This is a genomic window from Malonomonas rubra (genome assembly GCF_003247215.1).
GTDB classification, from domain to species: Bacteria; Desulfobacterota; Desulfuromonadia; order Desulfuromonadales; family Geopsychrobacteraceae; genus Malonomonas; species Malonomonas rubra_A.
Genome location: NZ_QKAP01000123.1, coordinates 1 through 20052, shown reverse-complemented (window position 1 = coordinate 20052; position 20052 = coordinate 1). Strand labels below are relative to the sequence as shown.

Annotated in this window: 20 protein-coding genes and 1 tRNA gene; 14 read left to right on the top strand and 7 right to left on the bottom strand. The window is 52.9% G+C overall.

The features are described 5' to 3' along the window. The first annotated feature begins 2 nt into the window (after positions 1-2). On the top strand, positions 3-182 hold the full coding sequence (locus Q7J88_RS13065; RefSeq protein ID WP_303722675.1) for an SAP domain-containing protein: 180 nt from the start codon (positions 3-5) through the stop codon (positions 180-182). A gap of 106 nt (positions 183-288) precedes the next feature. Here Q7J88_RS13065 and tsaA read toward each other — a convergent pair whose 3' ends face one another. Both tsaA and Q7J88_RS13055 read right to left on the bottom strand, forming a co-directional pair. Further along, positions 289-999 carry a tRNA (N6-threonylcarbamoyladenosine(37)-N6)-methyltransferase TrmO gene (gene tsaA, locus Q7J88_RS13060; RefSeq protein WP_303722674.1) on the bottom strand — a complete coding sequence of 237 codons (711 nt, stop codon included), beginning with the start codon at positions 997-999 and terminating at the stop codon, positions 289-291. Between the two features lie 11 nt (positions 1000-1010). Further along, a complete protein-coding gene (locus Q7J88_RS13055; RefSeq protein WP_303722673.1) occupies positions 1011-1916 on the bottom strand; it encodes a DMT family transporter in 906 nt (301 codons plus the stop codon). Positions 1917-2204: 288 nt separating this feature from the next. Here Q7J88_RS13055 and Q7J88_RS13050 point away from each other — a divergent pair, with 288 nt between their 5' ends. Both Q7J88_RS13050 and Q7J88_RS13045 read left to right on the top strand, forming a co-directional pair. Then, positions 2205-2897 carry a glycerophosphodiester phosphodiesterase family protein gene (locus Q7J88_RS13050; protein ID WP_303722672.1) on the top strand — a complete coding sequence of 231 codons (693 nt, stop codon included), beginning with the start codon at positions 2205-2207 and terminating at the stop codon, positions 2895-2897. 83 nt (positions 2898-2980) lie between these two features. Next, the gene (locus Q7J88_RS13045) at positions 2981-3259 is read left to right on the top strand and encodes a hypothetical protein (protein ID WP_303722671.1); all 279 of its coding nucleotides are present in this window, start codon (positions 2981-2983) and stop codon (positions 3257-3259) included. A gap of 61 nt (positions 3260-3320) precedes the next feature. On the opposite strand, the gene Q7J88_RS13040 is transcribed toward Q7J88_RS13045, so the two are convergent. Continuing rightward, the gene (locus tag Q7J88_RS13040; RefSeq protein WP_303722670.1) at positions 3321-5720 is read right to left on the bottom strand and encodes a penicillin-binding protein 1A; all 2400 of its coding nucleotides are present in this window, start codon (positions 5718-5720) and stop codon (positions 3321-3323) included. Between the two features lie 232 nt (positions 5721-5952). Here Q7J88_RS13040 and pyk point away from each other — a divergent pair, with 232 nt between their 5' ends. From pyk to ybgF, 10 genes are all read left to right on the top strand, one after another. Beyond that, positions 5953-7380, top strand: coding sequence for a pyruvate kinase (pyk, locus tag Q7J88_RS13035; RefSeq protein WP_303722669.1), 1428 nt, complete (start codon positions 5953-5955; stop codon positions 7378-7380). 94 nt (positions 7381-7474) lie between these two features. Continuing rightward, positions 7475-8164, top strand: coding sequence for a 7-cyano-7-deazaguanine synthase QueC (queC, locus tag Q7J88_RS13030; protein ID WP_303722668.1), 690 nt, complete (start codon positions 7475-7477; stop codon positions 8162-8164). Further along, positions 8164-8946 carry a GTP cyclohydrolase FolE2 gene (gene folE2 / locus Q7J88_RS13025; protein WP_303722667.1) on the top strand — a complete coding sequence of 261 codons (783 nt, stop codon included), beginning with the start codon at positions 8164-8166 and terminating at the stop codon, positions 8944-8946. The genes queC and folE2 overlap by 1 nt, the downstream gene beginning before the upstream one ends. 14 nt (positions 8947-8960) lie before the next feature. Then, a complete protein-coding gene (locus Q7J88_RS13020; protein WP_303722666.1) occupies positions 8961-9644 on the top strand; it encodes a TIGR04282 family arsenosugar biosynthesis glycosyltransferase in 684 nt (227 codons plus the stop codon). A gap of 112 nt (positions 9645-9756) precedes the next feature. Next, the gene (gene tolQ, locus Q7J88_RS13015; protein ID WP_303722665.1) at positions 9757-10425 is read left to right on the top strand and encodes a protein TolQ; all 669 of its coding nucleotides are present in this window, start codon (positions 9757-9759) and stop codon (positions 10423-10425) included. Continuing rightward, on the top strand, positions 10426-10848 hold the full coding sequence (gene tolR, locus Q7J88_RS13010; RefSeq protein WP_303722664.1) for a protein TolR: 423 nt from the start codon (positions 10426-10428) through the stop codon (positions 10846-10848). 9 nt (positions 10849-10857) lie between these two features. Further along, the gene (locus tag Q7J88_RS13005) at positions 10858-11703 is read left to right on the top strand and encodes a TonB C-terminal domain-containing protein (RefSeq protein ID WP_303722663.1); all 846 of its coding nucleotides are present in this window, start codon (positions 10858-10860) and stop codon (positions 11701-11703) included. Continuing rightward, positions 11700-12998: a Tol-Pal system beta propeller repeat protein TolB gene (gene tolB, locus Q7J88_RS13000; RefSeq protein ID WP_303722662.1), complete on the top strand. Its 1299-nt coding sequence runs from the start codon at positions 11700-11702 to the stop codon at positions 12996-12998. The genes Q7J88_RS13005 and tolB overlap by 4 nt, the downstream gene beginning before the upstream one ends. A 133-nt stretch (positions 12999-13131) precedes the next feature. After that, positions 13132-13695, top strand: coding sequence for a peptidoglycan-associated lipoprotein Pal (gene pal / locus Q7J88_RS12995; RefSeq protein ID WP_303722661.1), 564 nt, complete (start codon positions 13132-13134; stop codon positions 13693-13695). A gap of 70 nt (positions 13696-13765) precedes the next feature. After that, positions 13766-14593 carry a tol-pal system protein YbgF gene (gene ybgF / locus Q7J88_RS12990; RefSeq protein WP_303722660.1) on the top strand — a complete coding sequence of 276 codons (828 nt, stop codon included), beginning with the start codon at positions 13766-13768 and terminating at the stop codon, positions 14591-14593. A 78-nt stretch (positions 14594-14671) separates the two neighbouring features. Here the strand turns inward: ybgF and Q7J88_RS12985 are convergent, their stop codons facing one another. The 3 genes from Q7J88_RS12985 to Q7J88_RS12975 form a co-directional block, all read right to left on the bottom strand. After that, entirely contained in the window at positions 14672-16408 is a 1737-nt protein-coding gene (locus Q7J88_RS12985) for a cation:proton antiporter (RefSeq protein ID WP_303722659.1), read from the bottom strand. Between the two features lie 132 nt (positions 16409-16540). Beyond that, positions 16541-18349, bottom strand: a complete 1809-nt coding sequence (locus Q7J88_RS12980) for a DUF3373 family protein (RefSeq protein WP_303722658.1) — start codon at positions 18347-18349, stop codon at positions 16541-16543. Between the two features lie 87 nt (positions 18350-18436). After that, a complete protein-coding gene (locus Q7J88_RS12975) occupies positions 18437-18757 on the bottom strand; it encodes a c-type cytochrome (protein WP_303722657.1) in 321 nt (106 codons plus the stop codon). A gap of 592 nt (positions 18758-19349) precedes the next feature. Between Q7J88_RS12975 and Q7J88_RS12970 the strand changes: the two genes are divergently transcribed. Then, a tRNA-Sec gene (locus Q7J88_RS12970) sits at positions 19350-19445 on the top strand. 396 nt (positions 19446-19841) lie between these two features. Here the strand turns inward: Q7J88_RS12970 and Q7J88_RS12965 are convergent. Then, positions 19842-20052 (bottom strand): methylglyoxal synthase (locus Q7J88_RS12965; protein ID WP_303722656.1); only part of this gene is annotated, 211 nt, incomplete at its 5' end.

Genomic DNA, 20052 nt, shown 5'->3' with positions numbered 1-20052 from the left:
AGATGAACATGAATGAAGTTAAGGCCGTTGCTAAAGATCGCGGTGTAAAGCCAGGGCGGATGAAAAAGGATGATCTGATTCGGACGATTCAACAGCAGGAGGGGAATCCTGCCTGCTTCAACACCAATTTCTCGCAAGAATGCGGGCAGGGGACGTGTCTATGGCGGGGTGATTGCGATTAGTTGATAATTTGCTGTCAGTTTTTTTAACGGGCCACTTCTTTTGCGAGGTGGCCCGTTATGTTGAGAAGACAAACCTGGCGGGATTGTACCACCGTGGGTTTGGACTTTAGAAATCTTTCTCCTCAATAGCCAACACAATCACCTTTTCCCCGTCTACCTGCCAACGAACATTGAAGCAATCGAGCAGCACACCATATTTCCGCCCATCATCCGCATTCCGTTTATAAGCCGGGCGTGGATCGAGAGCCAGCGTTTCCACGATCAAGTTTTGCAAATGTGGCTTTTGGCTGGAAAAAGATTCAAGCTGTTGTTGAGCTACACTGGAAAACTCAACTTGCAGCTGGGGAACTGGTGCCCGGTCGGCAAAGCCTCCTTGTGCTTCGGCGATGCCGTCGGTGTATGGCAGGTAGGGTTTGATGTCGAGGATCGGCGTATTGTCGATTAGATCGGCCCCCTGCACTTCCAGCACCACCTTGCCCCCAGAACAATCGATCGACAGTAGTTTGACCGCCGAAAGTCCGATCGGGTTGGGACGAAATGGCGAGCGGCAGGCGAATACGCCAACCCGACGGTTGCCTCCCAGCCGCGGCGGTCGGACCATCGGCTTCCAACCCTGCCCGGCGGTCTGGTGAAACAGGAAGATCAACCAGATATGACTGAAATTTTCCAGCCCGCGGACCACTTCCGGACTGGAAAATTCTGGCAGTAGTTCGATTCTGGCCCTGACCGATGGCGCAAGTCGCGGTTGACGGGGCGCGGAAAATTTTTCCCGGTAGGGTGAACGAATCAGGGCAATCGGCTTGCAAGAGTATTCCATGGGAGCCCGTTTTATGTTATCGGCTGCACCAGCTGTTTTTCGCTGCGGTTGCTAATCCAGACTCCGCAGAAGACCAGCCCGCAGGCCAGCCACTGGGCCTGGTTCAGTTTTTCGCCGAGGATCAGCATGCTGAGAATGACGCCGAAGACCGGGATCAGGTTGACATAGCTGGCGACCTGACTGGCCGGAAGCCGACTGATACCGTAATTATAGCAGCCATAGGCGCCGAAGGTGATCAGGGTACCGAGATAAATCACCGCCATTGCTGAGCTGGTCTGCCAGCGTTCGGGAAAGCCGATATCGGGCAGCAGCAGGAAGGGGAAGAAAAACAGGCTGCCGATAAAGGCTTGTACCGCTGTCAGAAACAGTGGTGGGTAGTTTTTGCTCAGGCGCTTGAGTGAGACAGTGTAGCCTGCTGCACAGGCCATGGCAAGAAATTCACAGAGATTGCCGAGTAACGGATTCGGTGCTTCGCTGCTGCTTTCGCTGGCCAGACTTAGCCAGCAGGCACCGACAATCGCCAGGAAAAAACCGACCAGGGTCTGGCGGCCTATCTGCTCCTTGAGCCAACCCCAGGCGAGGATTGCCACCAGCAGCGGCAGAATGGCAGTAATCATCCCGGCCTGTGAGGCACTAGTCAATTGCAGGGCCTTGGCTTCGAAGAGAAAGTAAAGGCAGGGTTCGCAGATCGCCATGGTTAGCAGGTACTTCAGGTCTTGTTTACGCCAGATCAATTTGAAAAAACTGGGTACAAAAGGCAGAAAACAGAGACTGGCGATCAGCATGCGGCCGAAGATCACTTGCATCGGGTGATAGCCGCGAAAGGCCAGTTTCAGAGCAACAAATGAGCTGGCCCACAACAACATGGCCAGAATCAGGCTGAGGATCGGCAGCAGCCGACTTGTGTTTTCGGTCACCAAGTTCTCCCAGAGATTGATTGGATGGCGGATTAAGATATGCCGCTAGCGGTTTCGATGCCAGCAAAAAATTGTTCAGGGATGCTGTGTGCTTTCGGAGTTGGCGCATCTTTGGTCGATACGGCGACCTCTCTGTGGAAGAGCTTATCATACCGGGGGGATAATCGTTCGCAAGCGGCCCAAGAACTGCAGCTGCAAGTCGCTGATCGTTTATCAAACGATTGACCATCCTATCTGGTATTCTAGACCTGTTTTGTCCGAATTGAGATGCTACAAAGGAGAAATACCATGTCCGAATTTTTAATTATCGCTCATCGCGGCGCCAGCGGCCGGTGGCCAGAAAATACCTTGCTTGCCTTTTCCAAGGCGCTTGAATACGGGGTTGAGTGGCTGGAACTGGATATTCACCTGTCTGCTGATGGGGAACTGGTGGTGATCCACGACTTCACTCTGGAGCGGACGACCGACGGCTGTGGTCAGGTTTCGGATTATCCTCTTGCCGAACTGCGCTTGTTTGATGCCGGAATGGGCGAGAAAATCCCGTTGCTGGCCGAGGTACTTGATTTGGCAGCGGGCCGCGCGACGGTTAACATTGAGTTGAAAGGGGCCGGTACCGGAGCGGCGCTCGGCCTTTTTTTGCAGCAGCGGTTTGCCGGTCAGCAGTGTGTCGATAAACTTTTGGCATCATCATTGAATGGGGATGAATTAATAAATCTGTCGACTATCCTACCCTACCTGCCATTGGCTGTGGTGGCAGAGAGGGCTGATGAACAGCTATGGCGGCTGGCCGACGATTTGGGTGCTTGGTCTGTCAATCTGGACAAATGCTGTATAGATGAGGCATTGAGGGCTGTGGCAACACAGCACGGAAAAAGGCTGCTAGCCTTTACTGTGAACGACGATCGGCAGCTACAGCAATTGCAAAGATGGGGAGTCGACGGAGCATTTACCGATTTCCCGGAGCGTTTTGTGGCTAAATAGCCAGCTTTTTCAAGTTCCCTTGGTGATTGCGCCGATATTTTGGAGTAAAAGCTCAGCAGCTCCAATCGGGAGGAGTAAATAGAATGATGAGCCATAAAAGAAAACATAGTGGCCCCTATTGTTCTCGGTTTGGCAGCATCGCTGTGGAGCTTGGCTATCTTGACACCGAACAGTTGAAGCAGGGCCTTAAAGAACAGGTCGACGATGATTTGAACAATCGCCCGCATCGAGTAATCGGCGCGATCTGTTTTGCGCACGGTTGGATGACTCCGGAGCAGATCGACATTGTACTAAACCAGATGTTCATGGTCCGGGTTAAACGTAACCGGCAAGTTTCAGAAGAGAGGCAAACGGCTGTCTAGAGCCGGAGTGCGAGAATAAAGAGATGCAAAAGGAGCAGCCTACCGCTGCTCCTTTTGTTGTTTACAGGGTGTCTTCCAAATCAAGGCGGAAAAAGTCACGCGCTTTGAGTTTGTCTTCCTTGCTCTGTTTGGTCGGCGCCGTACCGGGCGCGAAGGCCTCATAAATAGCTTTGTCGTCATCTTCGGCCAGAAGCAACCCTTTTTTCGGATCAATGGGGTGAAATTCGATGCTGTCCGGCACCTTGAAGTTGGCCCGAGGATACTGTTTGACTGCTTCTTGCATAAATGCAACCCAGGCTGGTGCAGCTGCCTGTGAGCCGGTTTCGCTTTTGCCTAGGGGTCGTTCCTGATCGTAGCCGACCCAGGAAACACAGGCAAGTTGCGGGATGTAGCCTATATACCAGGCGTCCTTCAGGTCGTTGGTGGTGCCGGTTTTCCCTGCCGACGGGCGGTTAAGCGCCTTGGCCCGCCAACCGGTCCCTTCCTGGACCACGCTTTCCATAATGTTGGTGATTAGGTAGGCGGTCTCCGGTGAGATGACCCGCCGGGGAGGTTTGCGAATCAGGCGCTGATCCTCTGCCATGCCAGTGGAAAAATCCGCCGGGTCGATCGATTCGAGGATGCGGCCGTTGCGGTCCTTGATCCGAGTGATGTAGGTCGGTGGGACCAGAATGCCGCCGTTTGCGAAGACGGTGTAAGCGGTCAACATTTCCAGTGGAGTGACGGCGGTGGAACCGAGGCCCATGGTCAAGTCGCGTTGCATCGGGGTTTCAATGCCGAGCTTGGCAGCGTAATTGGCAGCATAGTTGATGCCGATATCCTCCAGAATCTTGATCGTCACCACGTTGCGCGAATGGGCTAGGGCTTGGCGGAAACTGGTCGGGCCGTAGAATTTTTCTTCGTAATTGCGTGGTTTCCATTCCTCCATTTCCCCACTTTCTATTTTCTCTTCGTAAATCAAGGGGGTGTCGAGAATCACGCTGGCCGGGGTGTAGCCTTTGTCGAGGGCGGCCGCGTAGATGATCGGCTTGATTGCCGAGCCGGGCAGGCGTTTGGCCTGAATCGCTCTGTTGAACTGGCTTTCTTTAAAGTCGTAACCGCCAACAATCGCCTTGATCTCGCCGCTGAACGGATCAATGGCGATCAGCGCCCCCTGTGCGTCCGGTTTTTGTTCCAAGCTGAGTTGCCAGGTCTCGCTGCTGATGTCTAGCAGCCGGACTTCGATTACCGAGCCGACCGGCAAGCGGGTTTCTTTTTTATTCCCCTTGTTGCCGGTGGCTGGAGTATCGGAGCTGACCACTCTGAGCGGCGCGGCCCACGCGCTCTCTTTAATCGAAATGACGCCGGTCTGTTCGCCGATCTTGCAAAGAATCAGGTCGCCCTGCTGACCGATTACCAGCGCTTCAGTGTAGTCGCCTTGCTGCAGCGGCTCTTCCGTCTGCATATTGAGCTGTTCTTCGATAAATTCCTGCTGCTCGGTTTCGTCCAAAATTCTCTCTACCGGGCGGAATCCCTGCCGTTTGCTGTGATCGCGCAGGTTGTTTTTTATCGCTTCGCGGGCGGCCTGCTGCATCGCCAGGTTAATACTGGTTTCTACCTCTAGACCACCGGAATAGAGTATGTCACTGCCGAAGCGCTCCTCCAAATAGCGACGCACCTGTTCGTTGAAGTAGGCAGTGACATCGAGTAGGTTGTTCAGCCGCGGTTTGATCTTCACCTTCTCGGTCGCTGCGGCATCCGCTTCCTGCTGGGAGACGAAACCGTCCTTGACCATCCGCTCGAGGACGTACTTTTGTCGCTTCATTGCCTGTCCGTAGTGGCGGTAGGGTGAGTAACTGCTTGGTGCCTGCGGCAGACCGGCAAGGATAGCGCATTCTGCCAGGGTCAACTCTTCGACATTCTTGTCGAAGTAGTTTTCCGCCGCCGCTTCGACTCCGTAGGCACGGTGGCCGAGGTATATCTGGTTAAGGTAGAGGTAGAGGATCTCCTCTTTGCTGAGCGCTTTTTCCATCCGCCAGGCGAGGATCGCCTCCTTGAATTTGCGCGTAAAGGTTCGTTCCGAGGTGAGCAGCAACTTTTTGGCCACTTGCTGGGTGATGGTGCTGCCCCCTTGTGCGATGCCGCCTGCTTTGACGTTTTTCAGCGCGGCACGCAGGATCGACTGGAAATCGATCCCCTGGTGCTTGAAGAAGTTGGAATCCTCAGCGGCAACGAAAGCCTGCACCAGCTGTTTCGGGATTTTTTCGTACGGCACCAATATCCGCCGTTCCTTCGAATATTCAGCGATGATGGTGCCGTCATCGGCGTAAATCCGGGTGATCAGCGGTGGTTGATAGTCGGAGAGGGTTTCAACTTTCGGCAGGGTCTCCGAGACGAAGAAATAGGCGCCGACTAGACATGCTGCACCAAGCAGCAGCAGACCGATCAAGCATAACAGCAGGTATTTGAAAAAACGTTTCATAAAAAGGCAAAGTTCCTTTTTCAGTCCTCCCTTAGGCGGGGTATCGATTGCCAAGGGTTACGACCAGTTTATTAATATTAATCTGGCAAAAATAAGCTTATATAGCATGGCAGTCGCCAAGGGAGCAACCGCCTGCTATGCTAGGAAATTGAATTTTGGTGGAAAATCGTTCTACTTTCCGCTACTCTCGCGCACTTGGCAAAGAAAGCCATGTTACAGGAGAATATTAGTTATGCACAGACGTACCAAAATAGTTGCCACTATCGGCCCGGCCTGCGAAAGCAGGGAGGCATTGGAAACGCTGCTGCTGGCTGGGGTGAATGTATTCCGACTTAACTTTTCCCACGGCGAAGCGGCGCAAAAAGCGATATGGATAAGCCAGATCCGCGAACTTTCGAAGCAGCAGAAAAGGCCAGTGGCGATTCTCGGCGACTTGCAGGGGCCGAAGATCCGTACTGGGCTTATGCGCGGCGGCGGCCAAAAGCTGACCGCCGGTCAGGAGGTGCAGATCACTACGGCTGATGTTGAAGGAGCCGACGGTTTGATCCCGACCGTCTACCGATCGTTGCCGCAAGATGTCATCCCTGGCGATCAGATCTTGCTCGACGATGGCCAGTTGGAGTTGACTGTGTTGCGGGTTGATGGCTGCATCGTGCATTGCCGGGTGATCGTCGGCGGTCTGCTGAAGGATCGCAAGGGGATTAACCTGCCGGGTGTCAAGGTCTCTGCCCCGGCATTGACCGAAAAGGATCTTGAGGACCTGCAGTTCTGTATTGAAAACGATGTCGACTGGGTCGCCCTCTCCTTCGTGCGCACCGCCGAAGAGGTCAAACGGCTTAAAGCGCTGATCACCCGGCACGATTCTTCGCTGAAGGTGATCGCCAAGATCGAGAAACCAGAAGCGGTCGACAATTTTGATGAGATCCTCGCCGCGACTGACGGGGTTATGGTGGCCCGTGGTGATCTGGGGGTAGAGATCCCTTCGGAGAAGGTGCCGCTAGTGCAGAAGAGGATTATTCGTAAGTGTAACGCTGCCGGCAAACCGGTGATCACTGCGACCCAGATGCTTGAGAGCATGATCAGTAATCCGCGTCCAACCCGTGCCGAAACTTCGGATGTTGCCAATGCAATTCTTGATGGCACCGATGCCGTCATGCTCAGCGGTGAGACGGCGGCTGGTAGTTACCCTCAGGCGGCGGTCAAGGTGATGGACCGGGTTGCCTGTGATGTTGAAGTCGATTCACAGTGGCTGGCTCGTCGGCAGGATCTGCATGACAAGATTGCCGAAGATAAAGGTTTGACCGAGGTGATCGGCCGGGCGGCCTGCCGGGTTGCCGAATCGGTCGGGGCGGCGGCGATCCTCGCCTTCACCCAGACCGGCAGCACGGCGACGCTGGTAGCAAAATACCGGCCCAACCTGCCGATTCTGGCGGTCACGCCGGCCAGTCGGGTTCGACGGCAGTTGGCTCTGTACGGTGGTGTGCGTTCGCTGAAGGTGCCGATTGAGGGGGCCACCGAACAGCAGATCAACTCGGTTGAAAAAGCAGTGATCGAGTCGGGGCTGCTCAACCGTGGCGACATCGTGGTGATTACCATGGGCAGTCCACTTTCCGCGCCCGGGACTACCAACCTGCTCAAAGTGCATTGCCTGAATGGTTAGTGCGCTTGACCGGGTGCCTGATTCGGTTTTATGCTGCATTCGGGTGAGCTGTGGAGCGCCCAGATATCTTTATCGCTAGTGAAGGAAATGGGATATGAAAAAAGCTGTGGTTCTGTACAGCGGCGGGCTCGATTCGACCACCTGTATGGCGATCGCCCGCGATGAAGGTTTTGAACCGTATGCGCTCAGCTTCTCCTATGGCCAGCGACACTCGGTCGAGCTTGACAAGGCACGTGAATATGCGCCCCTGATCGGCGCCAAAGAACATATGGTGATCGATGTCGACATGCGGCAGCTGGGCGGCAGCGCCCTGACTGCGGATATCGAGGTGCCGAAAGACGGCTCCAGCCCCGATGCGATCCCGGTGACCTATGTGCCGGCACGCAACACGATCTTCCTCTCCTTCGCTCTCGGTTGGGCCGAGGTTCTTGGCGCTGCGGATATCTACATCGGCGTCAACGCCCTCGACTATTCCGGCTATCCTGATTGCCGTCCCGAGTTTGTCGCTGCTTTTGAGCAGATGGCCAACCTGGCGACCAAGGCCGGTGTCGAAGGACAGCCCTACAAAATCCATGCGCCCCTGATTGATTTGACCAAGGCGCAGATTATCAAAAAAGGACTGGCGCTCGGCGTCGATTACCGGTTAACTCATTCCTGCTATGATCCGACCCCGACAGGGCAGGCCTGCGGGCATTGCGATTCCTGCTTGTTGCGGCTCAAAGGGTTTGCCGACGTCGGTACGGAAGACCCGGTTGTTTATGTTGAGCACGAGGGTAAGTGCTGATGCCGAAAATGCCTGATCTGCAGAAGAGTCACGATACCCGCAATATAGCCATCGACAAGGTCGGCGTGAAGGATATCCGTTACCCGATCGTGGTGCAGGACAAGCACCGAGAGAAGCAGCATACGGTGGCCCGGGTCAACATGTACGTCGATTTACCTGAGCAGTTCAAGGGAACCCACATGAGCCGCTTCATCGAGGTACTCAACCTTTATCATGGAGAGATCAGTGTCGATAACATGGAGACTATTCTGGCTGAGATGAAACAACGGCTGGAGGCGACCCGTGCCCATCTTGAGCTCGATTTTCCCTATTTTATCGAAAAGAGCGCGCCGGTTTCCGGGGCACGCAGCCTGCTCGAATATCAATGCCGGATGATCGGCACCCTAGAGGAACGATTCGATTTTATACTCGAGGCGAGTATTCCGGTGACATCGCTCTGCCCCTGCTCAAAAGAGATCAGCGAACGTGGCGCTCACAATCAGCGAAGTAACGTGAAGGTGCAGATCCGCTACAGCGAACATATTTGGCTCGAGGATCTGATCGCTTGGGTCGAGGATTGCGCCAGCAGTCAGGTCTACTCGTTGCTCAAGCGCGAAGACGAAAAAGCGGTTACCGAACAGGCCTACGACAACCCGATGTTCGTCGAAGATATGGTACGGGCGGTGACAGAGAAACTACGTGGCGTACCGGAGATCGAGTGGTTTAAGGTGCAATGTGAAAATTTTGAGTCGATTCATAATCACTCCGCTTACGCTATGGTGGAATTGCGTAATCCACGCTAGTTGTGGATACGTCTGTGGATACTGTGGATAACAAAAGAAAAACCCCCTTTAAAAAGCCTATTCTAGGGATATTTGCCAAGCAACCGCTCGCTGGAAAGTGCAAAACCCGCCTCTGCCCTCCCCTCTCCTTTGTCGAAGCTGCCGATTTGTATCGTGTATCGTTAGAGGAAACGGTGGCGCGCATGCAAGCTGCTGGCTGCTTTGATTTGGCGATCTGTTACCTCGGCGAACGGAGATGGTTTGAGCAGAGCTTTCCCGGCGTTCGCCTAATCGAGCAGTCAGGAGTTGATTTGGGGGAACGGATGGCGAACGCCCTGCAAGGTTTTCTGCGGCAGGGATACCGGCAGGCGTTGCTGATCGGCAGCGATGCCCCCGATTTGCCGTTATCTCTCGTCGAACAGGCGATTGCCGGTTTACAAAAGACGGAGGTGGTGTTGGTTCCGGCCGACGATGGCGGATATGTGCTGATCGGGGAAGCACGACATCATTCACAGCTGTTCGAAGATATTTCCTGGAGTAGCCCCAAGGTTTTAGCGGAAACCCTGGAAAAAATTGAGCAATACGAGATCCCTGCTCTTCTACTTGATGGCTGGGAGGATTTCGACGATCTGCCGAGCCTGCAACTTTTTTTGCGCCGCTCCCCGCAATGTAGGACTGCTGAATATCTACGCCACAACCTGACTCAACACTTTTCGTAAGAGAATGAAAAAGGAACCCGACTTGACTTGCTAGCAGCGCTGCAAGATAATCTGCCGGATATTAAATGAAACATGCAGAAGACTTTTTCTTTCCGGACAAAGGAGAACGCTCTTGTTCGATTTAGTACTACAGGCGGGCCCGGTTGTTAAACTGGTCCTGTTAATCCTGGTTTATTTCTCGCTCGTTTCCTGGGCGATCATCTTTTACAAATTCACCGTTGTCCAGAAGGCGATCAAGGAGTCGGATCGGTTCCTTGATTTTTTCTGGAGCAAGAAACGCTTCGACACCATCGGCCAAGGGGTCAAGGAATTCGCCAACTCGCCGCTGGCAACCCTGTTCCGCGAGGGCTATCATGAGATGTTGCAGCTGAAGAAAAAGCCGACCGAAGTGGGGGATGATTTCTCCAGCAAAATGGGCACTACCGACCTGGTGGGTCGTGCTCTGCGTCGGGCTACCACCCAAGAGACTCATCGGCTGGAAAAATACCTAACCTTCCTCGCCACCACCGGCTCCACAGCTCCTTTTATCGGTCTGTTCGGTACCGTCTGGGGGATCATGGACGCTTTCCACGGCATCGGTCAGACAGGTAGCGCCTCGCTGGCCGTGGTCGCTCCCGGTATCTCCGAAGCGCTGATCGCTACGGCGATTGGTCTGGCAGCGGCAATTCCGGCAGTCATGGGGTACAACCACTTCCTCAACAAGGTCAACGTGCTGATCGGCGAGATGGACAACTTTAGCCAGGAGTTTCTCAACATCCTTGAGCGGATGGAGCGCAACTAGATGGAAGTCGGCAACCAAGCCCGCAGACAGCGCAGCAACCTGTCACAAATCAACGTGACTCCCTTTGTCGATGTTATGCTGGTGTTGTTGATCATCTTCATGGTCACCGCGCCGATGCTCGAACAGGGGGTGCAGGTCGACTTGCCGGAAGTGGCGGAATCCCCAGGCTTGCCGGCGCAGCAGGAACCGCTGGTGGTGACCATGGAGCGCAACGGCAAAATTTCCATCGGTAAGACTGAAATCAAAACCATCAGCAAGCTAAGTCCGGTGTTGCAGCAGGCGTTGAAGGGGAAGCCGGATCGAGAGGTGTTTCTCGAGGCAGACCAGAAGGTTCCCTATGGCCGGGTGGTGGAGGTGATGGCGGCAGTCAAGCGCGCCGGGGTAGAAAAGCTGGGGATGGTGACCCGCCTCCCCGAGGAATAACCGGCACCCATGGAATCCTCTCGCAAGCAGCGGTGGAAACAGCTGCAGTCCACGTTCGAGCCGGGCTTTCGGCGTATGCTGGTGGTGTCTCTGCTGTTGCACCTGCTGCTGCCGATCCTCTATCAGGCTGACTGGTTCCCCAAGAAGGGGCCGGTTAAGCCTCCGGTTTACCGGGTCAATTTGGTCAACAAGATCGTCAAGAATCCGCAGGCAGGACGCCCAGAAGCGGTGGCAACGAAGCCGAAGCCAAGCCCGAAACCACAGGTCAAGCCGAAACCAAGCCCGAAACCACAGGTCAAGCCGAAACCGATTCCACCCAAACCGACCGCGAAACATGTGGTAAAGCCAGAGCCAACACCGGAACCTGCGCCGATCGTCAGTCAGGTGCAGGAAGACACTAGGCTGGATGCCCTGGCGGCGATAAAAGCCAAACTGAAAAAGCAAAAAGAGGAACAGGACCGGAAAGACCGAATCGCTCAGTTGAAAGCTGCAGCAGAAAAAGAAGCGACCCAGGTTGCATCACCGATCGCGGACGCCCCTGTCGGAATGCCGGAGGGTAAAGGGGATGAGGCTGGTGTTAGTGCCATCGCGTTTATTCGCGAACTGATTCAGGCGAATTGGAAATATTCTCCTTATCTATCTGCGGTGAGCAATCCGGAAGCAAAGGTCAGGATGTTTTACAGTACAGATGGTGAGTTGCAGCATTATGAATTTATTGAAAAATCAGGGGTTCAGGCGTTCGATGACTCGTTGACGCGAGCGATCCTCCAATCAAAAAGTTTGGGACAGCCTTTGCCCGATAATGAACCGATAATAGTTATTTTTAACCTCAAGGAAATGTTGGACCTGAGATGAATTTTTTACGGACGTTGGCTTTTGTCCTTTTTCTTGCTTTTTTTTCTGCGGCGACAGTAGGTTCCGTCGAAATCGAAATCAGCTCCCCCGGAGAACAGACAATCCCCTTGGCGATCACTCCGTTGTTGCCGATTGATGGAGTAAAACAGGGGATCGCCGAAGAGTTTCAGCAGGTACTGGAAAACGATCTCGATCTGTCAGGCCTCTTCGATCTGGTCGACCCTGCTTCTTTTCTCAGCGATGCCAAAAAGCTGACCCTGAGCAGCACCGAGGTCGATTTTACCCAATGGCGACTGCTCGGCGCAGAGGCAGTACTCAAGGGAGGCTACCGGTTCGAAGGGGAAAAGATGATCTTCGAGCTGCGGCTCTACGATGTCATCAGCCGCCGGCTGTTGACTGGCCGGCGCTATATCGCCAAAAAGGAAGATGTGCGGCGGATTGCCCATGCATTTGCTGACCAGGTGCTGTTAAGTCTGACCGGTGAGTTGGGACCCTTCTCCAGCCGGATTGCCTATATTTCCAACCGCAGTGGGCAAAAAGAACTCTACCTGATGGATGTTGACGGGAACAAACCGCTTCGGCTGACAGCGCATCGCAGTATTGTCCTCAATCCCGATTTTGCGCCGAAGCGCAAAGAGCTGATCTTTACCTCCTACAAAGAAGGCAATCCCGATCTTTATCGTAAAGAGATCTACACCGGTCGAGAATCACGACTTTCGTTGCAAGAGGGCTTGAATATAGGTGGGCGCTATAGCCCAGACGGCCGAGAGGTCGCTTTGACCCTGTCGAAGGATAAGAACTCGGAGCTGTACCTGATCGGTACCGACGGTTCCTTGCACAAGCGTCTGACCAAGCATTTTGGCATCGACGTCGATCCGAGCTGGGATCCCGACGGCAACCGGATCGCCTTTGTTTCCGATCGGCGCGGGAATCCGCATGTTTTCATCATCGATGTGCATACCTTGGAGGTGACTCGCCTGACTTACGAAGGGAAGTACAACGCAACCCCGGCCTGGAGTCCGAAAGGTGATCGGATTGCCTTTTCGCGTTTAGAAGGCAGGGAATTCAACATTTTCACCATTAACCCGGATGGCAGCGATGAGCGGCAATTGACCTTCGGGCCAGGAAGTAAAGAACATCCACGCTGGAGCCCTGACGGTCGGTTCCTGATCTATTCCCTCGACCGCGATGGCAACAAGGCGATCTGGATCATGCGTGCCGATGGCACCGGGGCACGGCGGATCTCGGCTCCAGGTGGCGACGATACGCACCCGGCATGGTCGGGGCGTTGGTAAAATAGCGCAAACTGCGCGAAATCCTTGAAACGGATGTTGTTTTTGCGCCCTGCTTCTGTATAATGGGCAAGTTCGTGGCATAAATATCAAAATCACTATCAATGTTATCGCATATGCGAAAGGAGTGGCTGTTATGCAAAATTGGAGCACCCGCCTGCTGCTGATGCTTTTTGTATTAACTCTGCTGGTTGCAGGGTGTGCCAAAAAGCCAGTTGCTGAAGAAGCTGTTGTTGAAGAGAAAGCCGAAGTTGCTGTTGTTGAAGAGCAACCTACTGCAGCTATTGTCGAGGAACAGGTTGACGAAGCCGCCGCAGCTCGTGCAGCTGCCGAGGAGGCCGCTCGTGCAGCAGAGGCAGCCGCTAGAGCGGGACTGGCCAGAATTCATTTCGATTTCGATCAGTATCTGCTGACCGATACAGCAAAAAATATCCTGGAGAACAACGCCAAGCTGCTGAAAGCCGCTCCTGTTGTTAAGGTGAAAATAGAAGGTCACTGTGACGAGCGGGGTTCCGATGAATATAACCTGGCACTTGGAGAAAAGCGCGCCCTGGCAACCATGAACTACCTAGTATCCCTCGGTGTTTCTGCCGATCGCTTGAGCATCATCTCCTATGGTGAAGAGATGCCGCTCGATCCGGCCAAGACCGAAGAAGCCTGGGCGAAGAATCGTCGCGCCGAATTCCGCGTAGTGCTCTAATCTGACATTCATGCTTAACCGGGCCGCGCATTGTTGATGTGCGGCCCTTTTTATTTCGGGAGGATTGCCTATGCGATTCACGGTATTATCGATCTGCTTGCTGGTTCTGTTCGGCTGTGTTCCGCCGTCAGAAAACCAATTACGGATGGAAAAAGATCTGGCCGAGATGAAACGCAGGCTTGCGCAGCTCGAAGTTCAACAGGTTGATAGTCAAAGCAGCGAGGTTTCCAGCAGCGACACTTTGCAACGGCAACTGGCAGAAGTGGTTGCCGGCTTGGATACCCTGCGCGTTGACTTCCAGTCGATCGATGGTCGGATCGATGATCTTGGCCAGAGCAACCAACAACTAGTAGATGATTTACAGCTGAATAAAGAGGATTTCGGCCTTCAGTTAACAGCCCTGAACAGTCGGCTAGATGAACTGGAACAAGGCAGCGCGAAGTTGGCTGGAGAGGTCAAAGAGCTGGCAGCGAAACCAGCGCCAGAAGCTCCTCAACCGGTCGAAGTAAAACCGGAACCCGTGCAGGAGTCCCCAGAGCAGATGTACCAGCGTGCTCTTGACTTGATCCGCAAAGAGAACCAGTTTGCCGAGGGGCGCAAGCTGCTCGAGCAATTTGTAGCGAAATATCCGGAGCACGATCTGTATGTAAATGCCCTCTACTGGAACGGTGAAGCCCTGTTTGGTGAAAAAAAATACGAAATGGCCATTCTGCAGCTGCAGGATGTCATCAGCAAGTACCCCACGCACCCCAAGGCGGCGGCGGCCATGTTGAAGCAGGCTCTGGCTTTTGAGGCCCTGGGAGATCCGCAAAACGCCCGGACTACCATGCAGAAATTGATTGATGAATATCCCAACTCGGAACAGGTTGAGGCAGCACAGAAATTTCTTGCTCAGTAAAGAAATGGTTATCGACATGGGCGACCTGCAGGTTGCCCTTATCCGACGAAAAATGGGCTCCTCTTTCAGGGGCCCTTTTTAACTGTCCAGATTCAGTTTGCGAAACGCAGCAAGTACGTCGTTCTGGCTGAGGATGCCGAGCAGCTTTTTTGGGTTTTCCGGATCGATCACCGGAAAATAACTGATGTTGCGTTTCTTCTGGAAGGTTTTCAATGCATCTCGCAACGGGGTGTCGGGTGGGATGGAATGCACTGCCGAGGAGACCAGATCTTTTGCCACCAGCAGGCTGGATAAAGAGGGGTCGAACAGCAGGTTGCGGATTTCCGTGTAGTTGATCATGCCGACAAAGTTGCGTTCATCATCGATGACCGGGAAACGGTCGTACCGACTGTGGGCGATCACCCGCAGCAGTTCCTGAAATGCAGTGCCATGATGAATGGTTTCAACATTGTGGCGCATGATATAGCGCACCAGGATATCGCCCGGATTCTCAACCTTGTGCCCTGCAGGTAGCCCAAGATTGATGCGGAAGTGTTGAGCGACACTGTGCAGCCCCTCCATCGCTCCCTGTGGTGCACGCTTGCGCAAAACCGAAAGAATGGGCACCTCTCCTGCTTTGACCAGTCCATGGCGCACCGCTAAGGGACCGATCAGTTCAAAGATTACCACCGAACCGAGGATCACGGTCTGAATCATCGCCCCACCCTCCGGCCACAGGGTGGCGAGCGTTGCAGCTAGGCCGATCGCCATTCCCGCCTGCGCCAGCAGGGTCATGCCGATCCATGTTCGTTCTCTGCGGCCATATTTGCCCAGTCTGGCACCTAGCCAGCTGCCAGCTAGCTTTCCAGCCGTCCTGGCTAGCACATAGGCAACACCGAGCAGGCCGATATGACTCAAGGTTTCAATGTGCAGGTTGGCACCGGCAAGAACAAAAAAGACTACATACAGCGGATAATCGATTTCGTTCAGAGACGTCACCAGCCGATGCCAGCGTGGTGAGCTGTTGGCCAATACCATTCCCAGCGCCATGCAGGTTAGCAGGGGCTCTAACTGTAGCGCACGGCTGACAGCAACTGCGGTTGTGACACAGCCGAGCAGCAAAATCTTATGCTCGCTAGCCAATTCCATGCGCTGGGCCCAGACCGAGGCTCCGAAGCCGAAAACACCGCCAAGTACCAGAGGCATTGACAGTTGATAGGCTAGGTCCTGCAGGTTGCCATCAGCGGTCAGTAACAGGTGGGTGGCAATGGCAAAGGCGAGTGCAGAGAGCAGGTTGTTTAAACCGACCAGGGTTAACAGGGCATTGGTGACCGGACCGTCCGCCTCGTATTCGCGGATTACCATCAGGGTGGCCGCAGGAGCGGTGGCGATGCCGATGATGCCGGTAAAGACAGCGAACAGGGTCGATGTCTGCAACAGGTTCAAGGAAGCAACAGTGGTCTGTAGAATAAATTGGTTGACGATAAATACCGAGCTGCCGACAAGCAGCCCGGTTATCAAAGCTTCACCGAGGGAGAAGAGATAGATCCGGTGTCGCCAGCGGCGCAGGTTTTCGGTCCGCAGCTGGCCACCGATATTCATCAGGATCAGTGCCAGCGCGACATCAGAGATGATCCGAAGTTCGCCCAGGGCAAAGTGGGTAACCAGGTGTGGTAGATTGAGTAATTCGGCAAGTGATGGGCCGGCAACCAGACCGGCGATCAGGTATCCGGTCACCCGAGGAACCCGGAACAGCATTGCCAATCGACCGCCAATCAGGGCGCCGAGCAGCAGCGTCGCCAGCGCCATGATTATCTGGAAGAAATCACTGTTCATTTGTCCTCAACAAGGAAGATGGTCATTTCATGAAGATGAGATTTAAATGTACATGAATTTTTGATAAGCGGGCAAAAAAAAAGGGAGAGACCTGGGTCTCTCCCTTTTAGGTGTAGCTGTGAAATCAGTTGCTTACCACTTGAGAGTCATCGATGCGTAAGCATCCCAAGCGGTATCGACTACCGGCATCATAGAAAATGCCGTGCCATTCAAGACATCATCAACTTTTCTCGGAGTACCGACCGGAGAACCGCTACCGGTGTATTCATAGTCGTAAAAGATCCCACCGAGTTTGATGAAGGCGTTCCGGTTAACTTCGAAGATGTAGTAGGCTTCACCAACGTGACCACGGGTGGCCAGCTTGCTGCCGAGTGCGTCATCCTGTGCTTGGGTGAACGGGGTCCAGTACTTGGAGCCGTAGTTGTACTCCAGGCCGAACTTGCCCATCGGTGCCGGGACTTGCATACCGACATAGACGCCGTAACCTTCTTGTTTCGAATCGTCGATCACCTGGTTGGTCGCAACCGGCATGACAACGTCCATTTCAGTGTCTACATACCCGTTGCCGTTGGTATCAACCGGGACATTTACAATTTGGGCTTCGTAAAGGTTGTCGCTGCCCATACCACCGAACAGGCCGGCTTTACCGTTCGATTCCAGCTGGGTCATGCCGAAGGAACCGAAGAAGACCGCACCGTCCATGGTTTCGTAGGAGGCGTTGACGCCGAGCAGGTTGATGTCACCGATAACCGTTGTCGGGGTGTAGCGGGTGACGAAGTTCATGTTCGGGAAGGCGCGGACATCAGCTGAAATGTACTTGGTGAATAGGTTGACGAACTGCGTCGGGAAAGCAAAGGTGCCCTTGAAGCCGTCAACGACATCCATCGCCCGGAACGCGGTCAACTGGATCAACCAGGAATCGTTGTTCAGCACATCGATGTTGAAGCCGCCCAGATGGGTATCTTCGAGTTCGCTGTTGTCATTGAACAGGGTACCGTTACCCCACTCCGACTCGAAGCCCTGACCGTAGCAGAAGCGGATCGCGGAACCTTCAAGACCGGTCAGCTCTTCTGCATGGTAGCCGATGGTGATCCCGTCAAAATCAAAGTTGACCAGATGGCCGGATGGGGTACCGCCCCGCTTGACGTTTTCACGGTAGTTCGTCGGAGAACCGTAGGTCGAAGGACGGCGGCCGATCGACAGGTAGAAGGGGGTGTCGGCGATATGGCTCCAGTTAAAGTAGGCCCGCTCGACCCGCAACCAGTCACCGCTCGGGCTGCCGCCGTTGGTACCGTCCATGCTAAAGGCATCCCAGGAATCAAAGACATTGGTGCCGACCGAGTCACCCCAGTTTTTGTACATGTTCAGGCGACCGGAAAAGCTCATGTTGTCGGCGATTTTCGCCCTCATGCCGAGGCGTAGGCGGGTGGTGTAGAAAAGATCATTGTTGATGTCGCTTTTCGGCGGTACATAACCAAGATCTTGACCTAGCATCGACAGCCCACCAATAGATGGAGCGGTGCCGGAAAAGAATTTAGCAGCATGAAGGGGAAATGCTGTAGCAAAACCCTCCAATGGCGAGCCAGCAATGAGGCCACCATCGTCAGCAGTCATGGGCATCCCGTCAGCACCGACATCATAACCCCAAGTTGCCGGGTCAGAAAAAACATCGGCACCAAACTGGTCCAAGTTAACATAAACACCTGGATTCCAAGCAACATCTTGATAATGCAGGCTGTGAACGTCGGTACGGAAATCTCCATACCACTCGCGGTCGAGGGCGGCGTGGCGTTCCGGCTTATCGACACGATCTTCCAGGTCTTCGAGCTGCTGAGCGATTTCAGCAATCTGCTTTTGCAGTTCTTCAATGGATGGTGCTGCCAGAACGACTCTTGGCATGAGCAGCATGCCAGCTAGCAGCATCAGGAGAAGATTTCTCATTGTTACCTCCCAAGAAAAATGATGAATGAGCAGTTAAGGCTCCAAACCCTTATGAGTTTGGAGCCTTAACTGCTTTAGAATTAAATGTTAACCGCAGGTTTCTGGCTGATCGGAGTCGACAGCATGATCAAACAGGAACTGATTGATGTCAAGCAGATCTTTCTCGGAGAAGTCTTTCCAAGCATCATTCGGGTGCTTATTGTCCTTAAAAACCCGGTCCCACTGGGCCATTGTCTTGGATAGCGGGGTGATAGGACCGCCTTCAGCACCTTCAGTGTGGCAAGTTTTGCAGTTCTTTTTGAAAAGGTACTTGCCCTTTTTCGGATTGCCTCCCTCAACAGCAAGAGCGCTGGTAACGGTGAAAGCGCCAAGCACGAGTCCAATAATCAGAAGTTTGCGAAAGTCCATTTTTTTATTCTCCTTTTGGCTTAAAGTGAGCAGGTTTGTATCTACTCATTAGTTATGAGGTCTCGTAGCTTGAATTTAATAACATTGTTTAGAGATGTATTTCAAGTCATTTAATCTAATATTTCGAATAAATAACTAAATAGAGGATTGGTTTTTTGCGCATGCTGTGGAACATGCTAATATCTTTATGGAATAAGCTAATTATGGTTTCAGAAAGTATTTGGGGGAGTAATCAATTCCCATTAAGCACGATATTCTTTTTATTTATTTGGGAAAAATTAAAAGCTTCCAATCCAAATCCTGCCAGGATTGTTGTTTTTAGTTAATTAGTTGATCGAGGATTGGGTTCTCCTAACTGTAGCAAAAAAAGTTATAAATGTAGCTGGTTAGCAAAAATTTTCCCTTATGCGAACTAAAAAATTTGAGTTTAACGACATAAAACGGCCCAGAACAATTTTAAGGATGGGAGCTAAACAAAATTGCAAAAAAAATGTTACAACGTCAAATATCCAGTAAGCAACCTGGATAGTCTCTATAGTTTCCAGTTGCTAAACACAAGTTGAGCCGTTAGGATTGTCTCCATAATAACAATGGAGGCAGTTAGCGTTCTGGTGATGCTCACGGTCTTCAAAACCGATGTGGGGCGTATCCCGTCCCGGGTGGGTTCGATTCCCATCTGCCTCCGCCAATATTGAAAAATCAAAGGGTTATGGCTTTTGCTGTGGCCCTTTGATTTTTTCTCGTCTTGCACAAAATCCACATTTGGGACACTCGCAGTGTTTCGTGGAGGGATTTTTATGGCTTCAAACAATAAGCGTGGGCCATATCAGTGTAATACTACATAAATATATTTTAGGGCCGTGAGTATTTGGAGAGACCAACTCCCATTATTTTCAGAATCACCTATAAGAGGCCGGATCTATACTTGGGCCTAAACTCACGAATTATGAGATTGAATGTGAACAACCACAGTATATGTACAATGGGTCACGTACCAATAAAAGGGGGGCGAAAAATGATTTTTAGTATCGTTGGAAGCTACCGCAAAGAGGGAACGAGTACCAAGCTTTCTCCTCCTTATTGTTTATAGCTCGACCGTACGTCCGATATGCTCGGAATAGTCTTTCTGTATCGACCTGTATTCTTGTCCAAATAATGGCGAGGATATCAAAAAATCAGCAGTAGAACGATTACAGGCGGTTGGCACATTGTAGAGTACTGCAATCCTCAGCAATGCTTTGACATCAACATCATGGGGCTGAGGCTGCATCGGATCCCAGAGAAAAATGATGAGA